We start from the raw sequence: 15,454 nt of genomic DNA, 5'->3' as shown, positions 1-15,454 counted from the left end.
TTGGCCATGCCGTTCTGCATCAGCCACATGGTGCCGTCCTGCAGCTTCTTCTTGGCGTCGGCCAGGCCGGTGACGAAGGGTTTGATGGGCGTATCGCCGTTATTCTCGCTGACGAAGGCGTCGATGTCGGCGAACCAGCTCATGATCGCGCGGCCGCCCTTGGCCGGCAGCTTGCGGCCGACCAGATCCAGCGCCTGGATGCCGTTGGCCCCCTCATAGATCATGGTGATGCGGGCATCGCGCAGATACTGGCTGGCCGGGAAATGCTCGGTATAGCCGCTGCCGCCGTGGACCTGCATGGCCAGGGAGGCGACGTGGAAGCCCTTGTCGGTCAGATAGGCCTTCAGCACCGGAGTGATCAGACCCATGTAGTCGCGGGCCTTTTCGGCCTCGGCGGCGTCATTCGAATGCTGCAGGTCGGCCTGCAGCGCGGTCCACAGCAGGAAGGCCTGTCCACCTTCGACGAAGGCCTTGGCCTCCAGCAGCATGCGGCGCACGTCCGGGTGGACCATGATGGAATCCGCCGGCAGTTCCGGGCTCTTCGGTCCGGTCAACGAGCGGCCCTGCAGGCGGTCATGGGCGAATTCGACGGCGGCCTGATAGGCGGCGGTGCCGATCGACAGGCCTTGCAGGCCGGTGCCGAGGCGGGCCTCGTTCATCATCACGAACATGGCGGCCATGCCCTTGTTCTCGGTCCCGACCAGCCAGCCCCTGGCGTTGTCATAGTCCATCACGCAGGTGGCATTGCCGTGGATGCCCATCTTGTGCTCGAGGCCGCCACAGGCCGCGCCCGCGTTGCGCTCGCCCAGCGACCCGTCCTCATTGACGAAGACCTTGGGCACGACGAACAGGCTGATGCCCTTGATGCCGGCCGGCGCGCCCTCGATCCGGGCCAGCACCAGGTGGATGATGTTGTCGGTGAAGTCGTGCTCGCCGGACGAGATCCAGATCTTCTGGCCGGTGATGTTGTAGCTGTCGTCGCCGTTGGGCACGGCCTTGGTACGGATCAGGCCCAGGTCCGTGCCGCACTGCGGCTCGGTCAGGTTCATGGTCCCGCCCCATTCACCGGTGGCCATCTTCGGTAGATACATGGCCTTCTGTTCGGCGGTGCCGTTGGCATTCAGGCCCCAGTAGGCCCCGGCCGTCAGCCCCGGATACATGGAGAAGGCGGCGCTGGCGGCGGCGGTCATCTGACCGAAGGCCATGGCGACAACCGAGGGCATGCCCTGGCCACCATGTTCCGGCAGGGCCGACAGGGCGGGCCAGCCGGCGGCGACCATCTGCTGGTAGGCTTCCTTCCAGCCGGTCGGGCCGGTGACCTTGCCATTGTCCCATTTGCAGCCTTCCAGATCGCCGACCCGGTTGAGGGGGGCGATGACCTCTTCGGCGAATTTCGCACCCTCCTCGAGAATCTGGGCGACCAGATCCGAGGACACGTCGGCGAAACCGGGTTGGTTGGCGTAGCGATCGATGTCCAGAACGTCGTTCAGGATGAAGGTCAGATCGCGGACAGGCGCCTTGTAGGCCATGGGATTACGCTCTCGCTTTGAAGGGCTGGAGTATGGAGTGGCCGGGCCCGTGATCGGGGTTGAGCCTGGCCTTGAGAAGGTTGGCGTATTCGTCGGCGCCGGGCAGCAGGTCCGGGCGGTGCTCGCCCAGTTTGCGTTCCATCACGGCGCAGGCTTCCTCGGCGGTCTCGATGGCCGCGTCGAGGTCTTCGCGCTGCTGTTTCAGGGCCGAGATCTGGGCCCGGTGGCGGCGCAGGGCGACGGCCATCTGGTGGGCGTTGTGATCGTCGTGGTCATAGAGGTCCAGCATCTCCTGGATCTCGAGCAGGGAGAAGCCGATGCGGCGGCCGCGCAGGATCAGCTTCAGCCGGGCCCGGTCGCGGGCGTCATAGACCCGGGTCTGGCCCTTGCGGGCCGGGGTCAGGAGGCCCTTGTCCTCATAGAAGCGCAGGGCCCGTGCCGTCGCGCCGAACTCGCGGCAAAGCTGCCGGATCGAATAGGTGCGGTGATCGTCTGCGGTCGCCATGGCCAAGTCATAACTTGACGTGCACGTAAAGGGAAGCCTTTAGCTGGGCATGGCTCGCAAACACGTCAATCTGGGCAGCGCCCCCGACAAGCGCGACCTGCCGCAGAAGACCTGCGTCGTCTGCGGCCGGCCGTTCTCTTGGCGCCGCAAATGGGCAAGGGACTGGGACCAGGTGCGGGTCTGTTCGGATCGGTGCCGGGCGGGCGCGGCGGCACCCTGATCGGCGATGGTGTGCGGGTCGGATCGAGGCGGCTGACGTCCGGCGCGATCCCGACGTCCGCTTCCCACCCATGCGCGTCATCGCCAGGGTCCGCCCGCCGGACGGGTGCCGCCGACCGGAAGGGGGCGTCAGCGGACCTCGCGCGCCCGGAACCACAGCACCGGCACCGTCAGGGCGATCAGGATCAGATTGGTCACCGCAGGGCCGACGTCCAGACTCACGGCGTGGATCGTCAACATGATGACTTCCAGCGCCAGCAGGCCGCTGGCGGCCATGACCAGCAACGGTCGGCCATGCTTCCAGGAGGCCAGCGGTGCCAGCATCAGGACGGCGAGCAGGATCTCGGCCAGGCCGAGGCCACGCACCAGATTCTCGCTGACCAGGGCGGGCCAGCGCATCAGCTCGACCAGATTGGCCATCGGCTCGGTCAGCTTGGCGTAGCCGGCCCCGACGAAGAACATCGTGAGCCAGCCCTGCAGCGTCCACAGCGTCAGGTTCAGATAGTCGGCGTGGGCGCGGCGGCGCGGGGTCAGGGTCTGTGTGGTCATGGTCTTGGCGGGGTCGATCGGGGAGGGAGGGGAGATGTACGCAACTGTAACAGGCGCTACATCAGATTGCCGGGACGGAACCGCAAGAGGGCAGCCGCCGCCGTAACCTTCTGTGATGCGTCTGACCCGAACTACGGGGCGGAAGCATGACCGTATGCATACGCTTGCGTAATCTCGATCCCGTTAAGGGTCAGGCTTAACGAAACAGATCCCAGGCGCGGCGCGCGGCCTCCAGGCGGGCCAGCTTGGCCGCGAACGGACCCCAGTCGTCCCGGTCCGCGATTGCCGCCCACAGGGCCTCGACCTCGTCGATCAGCATCTCCTCCGGATCGACAGCGGCGAAGACCGGATCTTCCAGCCGTTCGGGACGATCGCTCTCGTGCGCGAACAGGGCGGCGCGGAAGGCCTCGAAGGTCTCGCCGTGATACAGGCCCGCCCGTGGACCGGCCAGGGCCCGGGCCGAGGAGGCAAAACCGCCGAACCAGTCAAAGAACAGCGGCTCCCAGCGCAGGTCCGCCCCGGCCTCGCGCAGGAAGGCCAGGGTGGCGTCCAGCAGGGTCTGGTCGGCCTCCTCACTGACACTGAGCACGCCGAGCCGCGCCAGGAAGGCGGCGCGCAGTTCACGGATATAGGCGGGGCCGAAACTGTTCAGGGCCTCGGTCAGGGGCTCGGCGTCGGCGACCAGCTTCAGGCAGCCGGCCAGCTGGGTCAGGTTCCAGAATACGGCCTCGGGCTGGCGGGCGAAGGCGTACAGGCCGAACTGGTCGAAATAGGCGGCCGTGAAGCCGGGTTCGTACTGGGGCAGGAACCGCCACGGCCCGTAGTCGAAACTCTCGCCGGTGACATTGAGGTTGTCGGTGTTGAGCACGCCGTGGACGAAGCCGGCGGCGATCCAGCGCGCGCTCAGCCGGGCCGAGGCCTCGACGATCGCGCGCAGCAGGCCGGGCGTGTCCCCGGCCGCGACCGCCGGATGGTAGAGGCTGCGAACATGCTCGGCCAGGGTCGCCACCATATCCGGTCGCTCCTGCCAGGCCGCGCGCTGGAAGGTGCCGAACCGCACATGGCTGTGGCTGAGGCGCACGAGGACGGCCGAACGCGTCGGCGAGGGCTCGTCGCCGCGCTGCAGCGCCTCGCCGGTCTCGATCAGGCTGAAGGCGCGGCTGGTCGGAACCCCGAGGGTCTCCAGCATGGTCGCCGCCAGGACCTCGCGCATCCCGCCCTTGAGGGTCAGTCGTCCGTCGCCGCCGCGCGACCAGGGCGTGGTCCCCGACCCCTTGGTGCCGAGGTCCAGCAGGCGGCCCCGGGAGGCGCTGACGCTCGCGACGCGGTCGCTCGCTGCCTGAGCGTCGACCGGAGTCTCCCGCAGTTGCGCCGCCAGAAAGCCGCGCCCGTCGCCGAGGTCGGCGTTGTAGCTGCGGAATTGATGGCCGTGATAGCGCATGGCCATGGGGCCGGGCTGGCCGGGCAGGGGCTGGAACCGGCCGAAATGGGCGATCCATTCGACATCGCTCAGACTGTCCAGCCCGACCTCGGCCGCAGCGCGGTTGTTGCGAAACCGCAGGGTGGTGTTTGGGAAGTCCGCGGGCTCGACCCGGTCGGAATAGTCGCCGCCGAGGTCAGGGAAGCGGGGATCGGGGTGATAGGCGGGGGACACGGGCATGCAGGGCAGATGCTGTCTGTCGGGCCGAAGTGCAACTCTGGAAACGGGTCGCGGGAGTTGAGCCGCCAGACCGTGGCGGCTATGGTTGATTCAGAGATCAGGCCTGTGCCGACCTCCCGTCCTCCGGTCGGGCCGGGCGGTCGGGCCAGGCCGGCACCGCCGCGAGGGGGCTGAACCCGGTCCGACGTCCGTCGATAACCTGACGTCAAATCCGTCTTTTTGATCCCGGAGACCTGCTTTGCCGCGCAAGAACAAGCTCGCTGCCCTGACGGCCGACGTCGCCGCAGCGCTTCCTGACGTCTTCGCGTCGCGCAAGGCCACGCTGGACTTCCTGAAGACCGAAGCCGCCGCCGGCGTGTTTCTCGGCCTCGCCGCGATGGCGGCCCTCCTTCTCGCCAACTCCCCCTGGTCCGATCTGTATTTCGGCTGGCTGAAGAGCGTTCACGTTCTGCAGATCGGTCCGCTGCGGCTTGAGGAGACGATCTCTGACTGGATCAAGGAAGGCCTGATGGCCATCTTCTTCCTGGTCGTCGGCCTGGAGATCAAGTTCGAGATCGTGCGCGGGGAGTTGAGCGACCCCAAGAAGCTGGCCACGCCGATCCTGGCGGCCGTCGGAGGCATGATCGCTCCCGCCCTCATCTATATGGCGGTGGCCGGGACACTGGGCGGACCCGACCGCGGCTGGCCGATCCCCCTGGCAACCGATATCGCCTTCGCCCTTGCCATATTCGCCCTGGTTGCCAGCAAATTGCCGCCGTCCCTGCGAATTTTCCTGCTGACCCTGGCCATTGTCGATGATCTCGGTGCCATTGGCCTGATCGCCATCCTGTTCAGCGATGGCGTCAACTACCAGCCGCTGCTTGCCGTCGCCGGTCTGCTGGCCGTCGGGGCGATGGTGGTGCGCGCGAAGAAGGTCTCGGCCGCCTTCTGGGTGCTGGGCTTCGCCCTGATCTGGTACCTCACTGTGCTGTCTGGCCTCAGCACCTCCCTGACGGCAGTCCTGTTTGCCCTGATCGTTCCGGTCACGGAGCGGAAATCCGACGATCAGAGCCCGTTGCGGGAGGCCATGAAGGACCTCCACCCCTATGTCGCCTTTCTGGTCCTGCCGTTGTTCGCCTTCGCCAAGGCCGGGGTCAGTTTTTCCGGACTGTCACTGGAGCAGGCCTTTGCCCCGCTGGTGCTCGGCATCGCCCTGGGCCTGTTTGTCGGCAAGCAGATCGGTGTGTTCGGTGCCGCATGGCTGGCGGCGACCCTGAAGATCGGCCGGCGACCGACGGACGCCACCTGGCTGGAGCTCTATGGCGTCAGCCTGCTCTGCGGGGTGGGCTTCACCATGAGCCTGTTCATCGGCGTCCTGGCCTTCCCCGGGGCGATCGACTCGCCCCTGCAGGTCGAGGTGAAGCTGGGTGTCCTCGGCGGGTCGGCCCTGTCCGGTATTGTGGCGGCGTTGGTTCTCGGGTTTGCGACACGCCTGCGTGAACGCAGCGCTGCCCTCGCGGCGACGGATACCGTTCAACCGGCTGTCGAATATTGATCGACGGGCGCGCGCGCGACGGGATCGACCCGCCGCGACGCTTCGGCGACTGAATCAATACCCGTCCGGGCCCGACCTTGACCTTACGTCATGACGTTTTGTCGCTTTCGCGTCACAGTTGGGTCGATGGAATGGCTGAAATCAGGCCCTGAACGCTGACGCTCCTTGTCGCCCCCCCGGGGTTAGACTACCGAATCTCCTGAACACCCGCGTCTCGCAAAGAAGGACGCGGTTCAGGGAACAGGAAACGCCGAGACCGTGCAAACCGGTCCGGCCTCACAGTCGGGAGCCGTCCATGCGCCTTCATAATCTTCTTCGTAGCACTGCCTCCGCCGCAGTCGTGGGGGCCGTCGTCTTCGGCTTCGCCGGTGCCGCCTCGGCCCAGTCCACGCCTCAGCCGGCCCAGACCACGGTCGACGACATCATCGTGACCGCCCAGAAGCGCGAGCAAAACCTTCAGGACGTGCCGATCGTGGTCACGACCCTGTCGCAGGAAACCCTTGAAGGGGCCGGTGTCCATGACATCAAGGACCTGCAGATCCTGACCCCGGGCATGACGGTCACCTCGACCTCGTCGGAAGCCTCGACCACCGTCCGCATCCGCGGCGTCGGCACGGTCGGTGACAACCCCGGTCTGGAAAGCTCGGTCGGCGTCGTCATCGACGGCGTGTACCGCTCGCGCAACTCGGTCGGCTTCGGCGACCTGGGTGAAATGTCCCGCATCGAGGTCCTGAAGGGCCCGCAGGGCACCCTGTTCGGCAAGAACACCTCGGCCGGCGTCATCAACATCCTCACCGAGGCCCCGTCGTTCACCCCCGGTTTCAATGGCGAAGTGACGGCCGGCAATTTCGACCAGTTCGGCGTTGCCGCCTCGGTCACCGGACCGCTGAGCGACACCCTGGCCATGCGCCTGTACGCCGCCCGCCGCGTGCGTGACGGCTTCTATGACGTCAACACCGGTGACGGCCCGCGCACCCAGACCCATGACGCCAACCAGGACTTCTACACCGTTCGCGGCCAGCTTCTGTGGCTGCCGAACGACTCCACCTCGATGCGTCTGATCGCCGACTACTCCAAGCGTGATGAATATTGCTGCGTCGGCGTGCAGCTGCGCACCGGCAGCACCTATCCCTTCATCGACGGCCTGTCGGTCGGCACGGGCCAGACCCCGCCGGCCGCAGGCAACGGCCCCCTGCCGTTCTCGCGCACGGCCTATGCCAACCGCGATACCGGCCAGAGCGTTGAGGACAAGGGCGTTTCGCTCGAGATCAACGTCGACCTGCAAGGCTTCGGCGGCGCGACCCTGACGTCGGTGACCTCGGCCCGCGACTGGGCTTCGACCCTCGGTCAGGACGTCGACTATACCGGTGCCGACATCGCCTATCGCGTCAACGACGGCGACTACGGCTACCAGGTCAAGAACCTGACCCAGGAATTCCGCCTGGCCGGTGCCACGGACAGTGTCGACTGGCTGATCGGCCTGTTCGCCACCAAGGAAGACATCGACCGGACCGACAGCTGGTATTTCGGGGCCGACTACACGCCCTTCCTGTCCTTCCTGCTCAGCGCCGGCCTGGCCGGCGGCGGCGCACCGTTCCCGATCAGCCCCGGCACCATCGGCTGCTATACCGCAGTCGGCCAGACGGCTCCGGGACTGGGCAACTGCCTGACCACCGGTGGTGCGGTCAACGGCGGCGGCATCGGCTTCACGGTCGGCCAGGGCTATCGCGACGCCTATGAGCAGGGGTCGACCTCCTTCGCCGTCTTCACCAACAACAGCTGGCACGTGACCGATGCGTTCGATATCACGCTCGGCCTGCGCTACACGATGGATGACAAGAGCCTCGACGGGCTCCAGCACAACATCAACGGCAACAGCAACACCTGCAACGCCACCCTGGCGAATGCCGGTGCCATCGGCGGCGTGCTCGGGGCCAATGCCGCGACCATCTTCGGCACGATCTGCCTGCCCTGGGCCAACAGCGCGTTTGAAAATCGCACGGTCGCCGAGGATTTCGACGACGGTGAACTGAGCGGCACGATCAAGGCCTCCTATCGTCTGAACGACAGTGTCATGGTCTATGGCTCGTACGCCCGCGGCTACAAGAGCTTCGGCTACAACCTCGATCGCGTTCAGTCCGGGATCACCCCGGCCGCCTCGCTGCTGTTCCCGTCCGAAGTGGTCGACAGCTATGAAGCCGGCATCAAGACGACCCTGTTCAACCGCACGGTCCTGCTGAACGCGACCTATTTTGACCAGACCTTCACCGACTTCCAGCTCAACACCTTCCTCGGCACCGCCTTCGTGGTGGAGTCGATCCCCGAGCTGACCTCGCGTGGTGTCGACGCCGACTTCCTGTGGTTCACCCCGGTCGAGGGCCTGAGCTTCCAGGGCGGCGTCACCTATACGGACGCCCAGTACGGCAACTTCACTGCGGCCGATCTGACCTCGCCGGGCAATTTCCCGCAGCTGTCGCTGCTGCCGGGCGCGCGTGCTTCGTTCGCTCCGGAATGGTCGGCAACCGGGTCGGTCAACTTTGATCGGTCGATCGGCAACGGCCTGCGCTTCGGCATCAGCCTCGCCGCCAAATATTCGACCGACTACAACACCGGTTCCGACCTGCTCCCCTACAAGCAGCAGGATGACATGGCGATCCTCAACGGCCGCGTCACCTTCGGTGCGGACGACGATCGCTGGGTGTTTGAAATCTGGGGTCAGAACCTGACCGACGAGGAATACGTCCAGGTCGCCTACAATGCCCCGCTGCAAGGCTCGGCGTTCCAGAAGACGGTCCAGCCGAACGGCACCTACTTCAACCCGGCTCTGGATACCCAGACCTACGACGCCTTCCTCGGCCAGCCGCGCACCTACGGCATGACCCTGCGTCTCAAATACTAGGTCGTTCGCTACACGGCGAATGACAGGGCCGGCCGGGGGCAACCCCGGCCGGCTTTTTCTTGTCTGATGCCCTGGGTGTGGGGTGAAGTGGGGCGGGACGTGCCGGCTCCGGGCTGGACGGGACGTGGAGCCTGCCGGCGAGGTGGCCTCTCAGCCGGTCGCGATGCCGGCAGGTGAAACGGTCACAAACACCGCGGGCTGCGCCGTCCCCACGCCCCGGGGGCACCGTCCGGCCGACGGGAAGGGCCCGTCTCGGCCCGTCTGCCCTCGCCCGCACCATGAAAAAGACCCCGGGGGCGGGCCCCCGGGGTCTGGTTCGTTCGGGGCTGTCGCGGGATCCGCCCCGCCCGGGGCTAGTCGCCGGTCAGGACGGCGGGGTCCTGGGGTGAGCGCGTCGGCGCGGCAGTCTTCTGGCCCTCGAAGGCCCGGTTCATCCGCCGCCGCATCCAGCCCGCGATATCATCGATGATGGTGAAGATCGGCGGAATGAACAGCAGGGACAGGAAGGTCGAGGAGATCAGGCCACCGATGACCGCCACCGCCATCGGCGAGCGGAACTCGACGTCTGCGCCCCAGCCCAGGGCGACCGGCACCATGCCCGCCCCCATGGCGAAGGTGGTCATCAGGATCGGCCGGGCCCGCTTGTGGGCCGCGTCGAGAATGGCCTCGCGTCGTGGCATGCCGCCCTTCTCCGCGATGATGATGTAGTCGACCAGAAGGATGGCGTTCTTGGCCGCGATCCCCATCAGCATCAGGATGCCGATCAGGGACGAGATCGAGAAACTGGAGCCGCCGACGACAAGGGCCACGAAGGCCCCGCCGATGGCCAGCGGCAGCGACGCCATGATCGTCAGCGGATAGGCGAAGCTGCGGAACAGCAGCACCAGAACCGCGTACATCAGCAGGATGCCGGTGGCGAAGGCGGTGGCGAAGCCGGTGATCATCTCCTGGATGAACTCCGTGTCGCCCGCCGGCACCTCGCGCACCCCCGCAGGCAGGGTCTTCACCGACGGCAATTTGGCGACCAGGGCCGCGGCCTCACCGCTGCGGATGCCGTCCAGTTCGGCCGTGATCGCGGCGATGCGCGACCGGTCCTGGCGCTGGATGGACGACGGACCGGCCCCGAAGGCGATGTCGGCCACGGCGCTCAGCGGGACCGAGCCGCCACCACTGACCGGAACCTGCAGGTTCTCGAGCACCGACAGATCCTCGCGGGCGTCGCGGTTCAGGGACAGGCGGATCGGTATCTGACGATCGCCGAGGTTATATTTCGGCAGATTCTGGGCGATGTCGCCGATCGTGGCCACGCGCACGGCCTGGGAAATGTCGCGGGTCGAGACCCCCATCATCGCCGCCTGATCCGGTCGGGGCGTGACCAGGATCTCGGGGCGGGCGATCGAGGCGGTGTTGACCACATTCGCCAGGCCCGGAACCGTGCGCATCTCGGCTTCGATGTTGCGCGCCGCCGCCTGGAGGGCGACGCCGTCGTCACTGAGGATGGCGAAGGTATAGCTGGTCCCGTCGCTGGGACCGCCGCCGCCGCCGCCGGCACCGGCACCGATCCGGGCACCGGGAATGGTCTTCCAGCCGTCCACCATCTCGCGGGTGAACTGCTGTTGGGTGAGGGTACGCTCGCCCTTGCCGACCATGTCGGCATAGATGTTGGCCTGACCGACGTCCTGGCCACCGATCGAGGCATAGACCGAGGTGACTTCCGGGCGCGCCTGCAGGTCACGGGTCATCCGCTGCACGATGGCATCGGTCTGGGCCAGCGTCGCGCCCGGCGGCAGTTCGGCCGAGAAGCCGGCTCTGGACTGGTCGCCGGACGGCGAGAACTCGAACGGCACCTGAGTGGCCAGGAAGCCGCAGCCGACGAAGGCGACCGTGCCGATCAGGAAGACCTTCCAGCGGTTGCCCAGCGACCAGCGCAGGGCCGACAGATAGCCGCTCATCCAGAACGGATCGGCGTCCTCATGCTTCTGATGGCGCAGAAGATAGGCGGCCATCAGTGGCGTCAGGGTCCGGGCCACGACCAGGGAGAAGGTCACAGCCACACAGGCCGCCAGCGCGAAGGCCTTGAAGAACTGGCCGATAATGCCCGGCATGAAGCCGACGGGCGCGAACACGGCGACGATGGTGGCGGTGGTCGCGACCACGGCCAGACCGATCTCGTCGGCCGCCTCCATCGAGGCCGCATACGGTGACTTGCCGTGTCGCATATGGCGGACGATGTTCTCGATCTCGACGATGGCGTCATCGACCAGAATGCCCACGGTCAGCGACAGGGCCAGCAGGGTCACGACGTTCAGCGACTGGTCCAGCGGCCCGAGAATGGCAAAGGCCGGCAGCAGGGACAGCGGCATGGCCGTGGCGGTGATGAAGGTCGCCCGCCAGTCCCGCAGGAAGATGAAGACGACGATGACGGCCAGGGCCGCGCCCAGCAGCAGGGCCTCCATCGAGGCGATGAAACTCTCCTCAATATATTCGACGCTGGCGGTGACCTGTTCGATGGTCAGTTCCGGGTGGGCCGCGTCGATCCTGGCCACCTCCTCGCGCACCCGCTGGGCGACCTTGACCTCACTGGCCGTCCGCGAGCGCAGGAAGTTGAAGGTGACCGCTTCCTGGCCGTTGTAGCGGGCCAGCCGGCGCGGTTCGGTCCAGTGGTCCTCGACGCGACCGAGGTCGCCCAGCCGCACCGTCCGGCCACCGGCCAGCGGGATCAGGGTTTCGCCCAGCTGTTCGATGGAGCCCGCGGCCCCGAGGGTGCGGATCGATCGTTCCGAGCCGGAGATGGTGACCCGGCCACCGGGCTGGTCGCTGTTGACGCTGGTCAGTGACTGGCTGACAGCCGCCGCCGTCAGCCCGTAGGAGGCCAGGCGATCGGGATCGAGCTCGACCCGGATCTCGCGATCAACCCCGCCCGAACGATTGACCTCGCCGACACCGCCGATGGACAGCAAGGAGCGGCTGACTTCATTGTCGACGAACCAGCTCAGCTGTTCAGGCGACATGGTTCCCGAGCGGACAACCCAGGTGATCAGGGCGTCGCCGGTGATGTCGATGCGCTGGACGCTGGGTTCCTGCATGTCCTGTGGCAGGTCGGCCCTCAGGCCGCTCATCGCATTGCGGACATCGTTGGTGGCGCGTTCGGTGTCGGTACCCAGTTCGAATTCGATCGTCGTCGAGGACGAGCCGTCGGTGATCTGGGAATTGATGTGGCGCACGCCCGACAGTCCGGAGAGGGCGTCCTCGATCAGGCGGGTGACCTGGACCTCCATCTCGGCCGGGGCGGCACCCGGACGTCCGGCATAGACACTGACCAGCGGGAAATCGATGTCCGGATTGTTGTTGATCCGCATCCCCATGAATCCGTTGATGCCGGCGAGGCTCAACAGGATGAACATCAGGATGATCGGGATCGGGTTCCGGATCGACCAGGACGATATGTTTCTCATCGTCCGGGTCTACTTCGCAGCTGCAGTTGCGGGGCGGGCCGCGGGAGGCGGCGATGCGGCGGCGACCGTCACCCGGTCACCGTCACCGAGGAATCCGGCCCCGTCGACCACGACCCGGGTTCCGGCCTCAAGACCGCTGACCGAGGTGCGGTCATCGGCGCGGGACAGGACCGTCACCGGCTGGAACCGGGCGTGGCTGTCAGCCGACAGGATGAAGACGCCGGCGCGGTTCTCGCGATAGAGGACCGCCGCGGTCGGCACGGTGACCGCCGGCTGGGCGCCGATATTGATCTCGGCCCGGGCATACATGCCGGTGCGGAAGCCCTCGGTACTGGCCAGGGCGATGCGGGCGACGCCGATGCGGGATTCGCTGTTGACCTCGGGCGTGACGATGCGGACGCGACCCCCGACCTGTCCAATCTGGTCGGACGAGATCGTCGCCATCTGACCGGCGCGCACCAGACCCAGTTCCGTCTCCGGGATCTGCGCATCCAGTTCCAGCCGACCGTCGCGCACCAGGCGGAACAGTTCGTTGCCGGCCTGGACGATCTGGCCTCGGGTGACGTTTCGGCTGATCACGCGACCGGCGACGGGAGCACGGATCTCGGTCTGGGCCAGACGGGTCGCGGTTTCGGAGCGGCCGGCCCGGGCAGAGGCCAGCTGGGCCTCGGCGGCGCGCTGCTCGGCCACGGCCATGTCCAGCGAGGCCTGGGACAGGAAGCCCCGGTCCTTCAGCTCATGGGCCCGGCCGAGATCGGCTTCCTCGCGGGCGGCATTGGCCTCGGCCGAGGAGACCGCGGCATCCTGCTGGCGCAACTGGGCCCGCAGCACGGCGTCATTAAGCTTGACCAGAACCTGTCCCTGACGGACCCAGGCCCCCTCGTCGACATAGACCCCGGTGGCGACCAGACCGCCGGTCTCGGCCCCGACCGGCACCTCTTCCCAGGCGGAGATGGTGCCCGAGGCGGTGACCATCCGGTCGACCGTCTGCAGGGTCGCGGTGGCCACGGTCACCGTCTGGCTGCTGGCGCCGCCGCCGGCCTTGGCGTCGGTCTCGGCCTTCTTGTCGCCGCCGCAGGCCGCGAGGCCGAGGACCACGGCGACCATCAGTCCGGCGCGCAGTATCGAATTGGAATTGGCCAAGATGGTCGGTCCCCTGTCACGACCCGATGGGGGGAGCCATCCGGCCTGTCGTGCCCGTGATCTCAGGGCCTGTTGTGCGGTGCTCATAGCGTGTTCGGCCCGGGGTCTCAAACGTTCAGGGGCTCTCTTACGACGATGTAATATCGGCGCTCCCGGCCGCGAACCGGGATCGGGACCGTACGGTCCACATTGGCGTTTGCGGCCCGCCGTGCTACCGGCGCGACCATGCCGACGCCCCCGATCGACCGAATCCGCAACTTCTCCGTGGTCGCCCACATAGATCACGGAAAATCCACGCTTTCTGACCGACTGATTCAATTCACCGGCGGGCTGACTGCGCGGGAAATGAGCGCACAGGTTCTTGATTCGATGGATATCGAGAAGGAACGGGGCATTACGATCAAGGCGCAGACGGTAAGGCTGAACTACACGGCCAAGGACGGGCTGGACTATGTCCTGAACCTGATGGACACGCCGGGCCACGTCGATTTCGCCTATGAGGTCAGCCGGTCGCTGGCGGCCTGCGAGGGGTCGCTGCTGGTGGTGGATGCGTCGCAGGGGGTCGAGGCCCAGACCCTGGCCAATGTCTACCAGGCCATCGACAACAACCACGAAATCGTCCCGGTCCTGAACAAGATCGACCTGCCGGCGGCCGAGCCCGAACGGGTGCGCCAGCAGATCGAGGATGTGATCGGTCTCGACGCCTCGGACGCGGTGCTGTGCAGCGCCAAGTCGGGCATCGGCATCGAGGAGGTGCTGGAGGCCATCGTCACCCGCCTGCCGGCCCCCAAGGGGGATCCGAACGCCCCGCTGAAGGCCCTGCTGGTCGACGCCTGGTACGACCCCTATCTGGGCGTGGTCGTGCTGGTGCGTATCTTCGACGGCACGCTGAAGGCCGGCCAGCGCATCAAGATGATGCAGCACGGCTCGACCCATCTGATCGATCGCGTCGGCGTCTTCCTGCCCAAGAATACCCCGGTCGACCAGCTCGGCCCCGGCGAGATCGGCTTCTTCACCGGCCAGATCAAGGAGGTGGCCGACGCCGCCGTCGGCGACACCATCACCGACGAGAAGAAGCCGACGACCGAAGCGCTCAAGGGCTTCAAACAGGTCCAGTCGGTGGTCTTCTGCGGCCTGTTCCCGGTCGACGCCGCCGATTTCGAGGACCTGCGCGCCGCCATCGGCCGGCTGCGCCTGAACGACGCCAGCTTTACCTTCGAGATGGAATCCAGCGCCGCCCTGGGCTTCGGCTTCCGCTGCGGCTTCCTGGGTCTGCTGCATCTGGAGATCATCCAGGAGCGGCTGAGCCGGGAGTTCAACCTCGACCTGATCGCGACCGCCCCGTCGGTGGTCTACAAGATCGGCCTGCGCGACGGCACCGAGATCGAGTTGCACAACCCGGCCGACCTGCCCGATGTGATGCAGATCGAGACCATCAGCGAGCCGTGGATCAAGGCCACCATCCTGACCCCGGACGACTATCTGGGCGGGGTCATCAAGCTGTGCCAGGACCGGCGCGGCCAGCAGGTCGAACTGTCCTATGTCGGGGCCCGCGCCCTGGTGGTCTATGAGCTGCCGCTGAACGAGGTGGTGTTCGACTTCTACGACCGGCTGAAATCCATCTCCAAGGGCTATGCCAGTTTCGACTATGAGCTGAGTGACTATCGCGAGGGCGACCTCGTCAAGATGAACATCCTCGTCAACAGCGAGCCGGTCGACGCCCTGTCGATGCTGGTGCATCGCGGCCGGGCCGAGATGCGCGGCCGCTCCATGGTCGAGAAGATGAAGGAGCTGATCCCGCCCCATCTGTTCGTCATCCCGATCCAGGCGGCCATCGGCGGCAAGATCATCGCCCGCGAGACGGTGCGCGCCCTGCGCAAGGACGTGACCTCGAAATGCTACGGCGGCGACGCCACCCGCAAGAAGAAGCTGCTGGAGAAGCAGAAGGCCGGCAAGAAGCG

10 protein-coding genes are annotated in these 15,454 nt (G+C 66.6%); 4 read left to right on the top strand and 6 right to left on the bottom strand.

The window, feature by feature from the left end; translation table 11 throughout:
• Both PSV00_RS10700 and PSV00_RS10695 read right to left on the bottom strand, forming a co-directional pair.
• Positions 1 to 1,529 (bottom strand): acyl-CoA dehydrogenase family protein (locus PSV00_RS10700; protein ID WP_300446930.1); only part of this gene is annotated, 1,529 nt, incomplete at its 3' end.
• 4 nt (positions 1,530 to 1,533) lie between these two features.
• Complete coding sequence (locus tag PSV00_RS10695; protein ID WP_300446928.1) at positions 1,534 to 2,034, bottom strand: MerR family DNA-binding transcriptional regulator; 501 nt, start codon at positions 2,032 to 2,034, stop codon at positions 1,534 to 1,536.
• Positions 2,035 to 2,083: 49 nt separating this feature from the next.
• Here PSV00_RS10695 and PSV00_RS10690 point away from each other — a divergent pair, with 49 nt between their 5' ends.
• Entirely contained in the window at positions 2,084 to 2,254 is a 171-nt protein-coding gene (locus PSV00_RS10690; protein ID WP_300446926.1) for a DUF2256 domain-containing protein, read from the top strand.
• 128 nt (positions 2,255 to 2,382) lie between these two features.
• Here the strand turns inward: PSV00_RS10690 and PSV00_RS10685 are convergent, their stop codons facing one another.
• Positions 2,383 to 2,802 (bottom strand): DoxX family protein, encoded by a 420-nt coding sequence (locus tag PSV00_RS10685; protein WP_300446925.1) that lies wholly within the window; start codon positions 2,800 to 2,802, stop codon positions 2,383 to 2,385.
• Between the two features lie 196 nt (positions 2,803 to 2,998).
• Positions 2,999 to 4,462: a protein adenylyltransferase SelO family protein gene (locus PSV00_RS10680; RefSeq protein ID WP_300446923.1), complete on the bottom strand. Its 1,464-nt coding sequence runs from the start codon at positions 4,460 to 4,462 to the stop codon at positions 2,999 to 3,001.
• 238 nt (positions 4,463 to 4,700) lie between these two features.
• Here PSV00_RS10680 and nhaA point away from each other — a divergent pair, with 238 nt between their 5' ends.
• Positions 4,701 to 5,996 carry a Na+/H+ antiporter NhaA gene (gene nhaA, locus PSV00_RS10675; RefSeq protein WP_300446921.1) on the top strand — a complete coding sequence of 432 codons (1,296 nt, stop codon included), beginning with the start codon at positions 4,701 to 4,703 and terminating at the stop codon, positions 5,994 to 5,996.
• Positions 5,997 to 6,291: 295 nt separating this feature from the next.
• Positions 6,292 to 8,895 (top strand): TonB-dependent receptor, encoded by a 2,604-nt coding sequence (locus tag PSV00_RS10670; protein ID WP_300446919.1) that lies wholly within the window; start codon positions 6,292 to 6,294, stop codon positions 8,893 to 8,895.
• A 353-nt stretch (positions 8,896 to 9,248) separates the two neighbouring features.
• Here PSV00_RS10670 and PSV00_RS10665 read toward each other — a convergent pair whose 3' ends face one another.
• Positions 9,249 to 12,350 (bottom strand): efflux RND transporter permease subunit, encoded by a 3,102-nt coding sequence (locus tag PSV00_RS10665; protein ID WP_300446918.1) that lies wholly within the window; start codon positions 12,348 to 12,350, stop codon positions 9,249 to 9,251.
• A 9-nt stretch (positions 12,351 to 12,359) separates the two neighbouring features.
• Entirely contained in the window at positions 12,360 to 13,493 is a 1,134-nt protein-coding gene (locus PSV00_RS10660; RefSeq protein ID WP_300446917.1) for an efflux RND transporter periplasmic adaptor subunit, read from the bottom strand.
• 225 nt (positions 13,494 to 13,718) lie between these two features.
• Between PSV00_RS10660 and lepA the strand changes: the two genes are divergently transcribed.
• The coding region (lepA, locus tag PSV00_RS10655) for a translation elongation factor 4 (RefSeq protein ID WP_300446916.1) at positions 13,719 to 15,454 on the top strand (1,736 nt) is incomplete at its 3' end.

Origin of the sequence: Brevundimonas sp., from assembly GCF_029945885.1 — a bacterium.
Taxonomy (GTDB): domain Bacteria; phylum Pseudomonadota; class Alphaproteobacteria; order Caulobacterales; family Caulobacteraceae; genus Brevundimonas.
The sequence above is the reverse complement of the archived record's forward strand: the minus strand, read 5'-3'. Positions and strand labels throughout refer to the sequence as shown.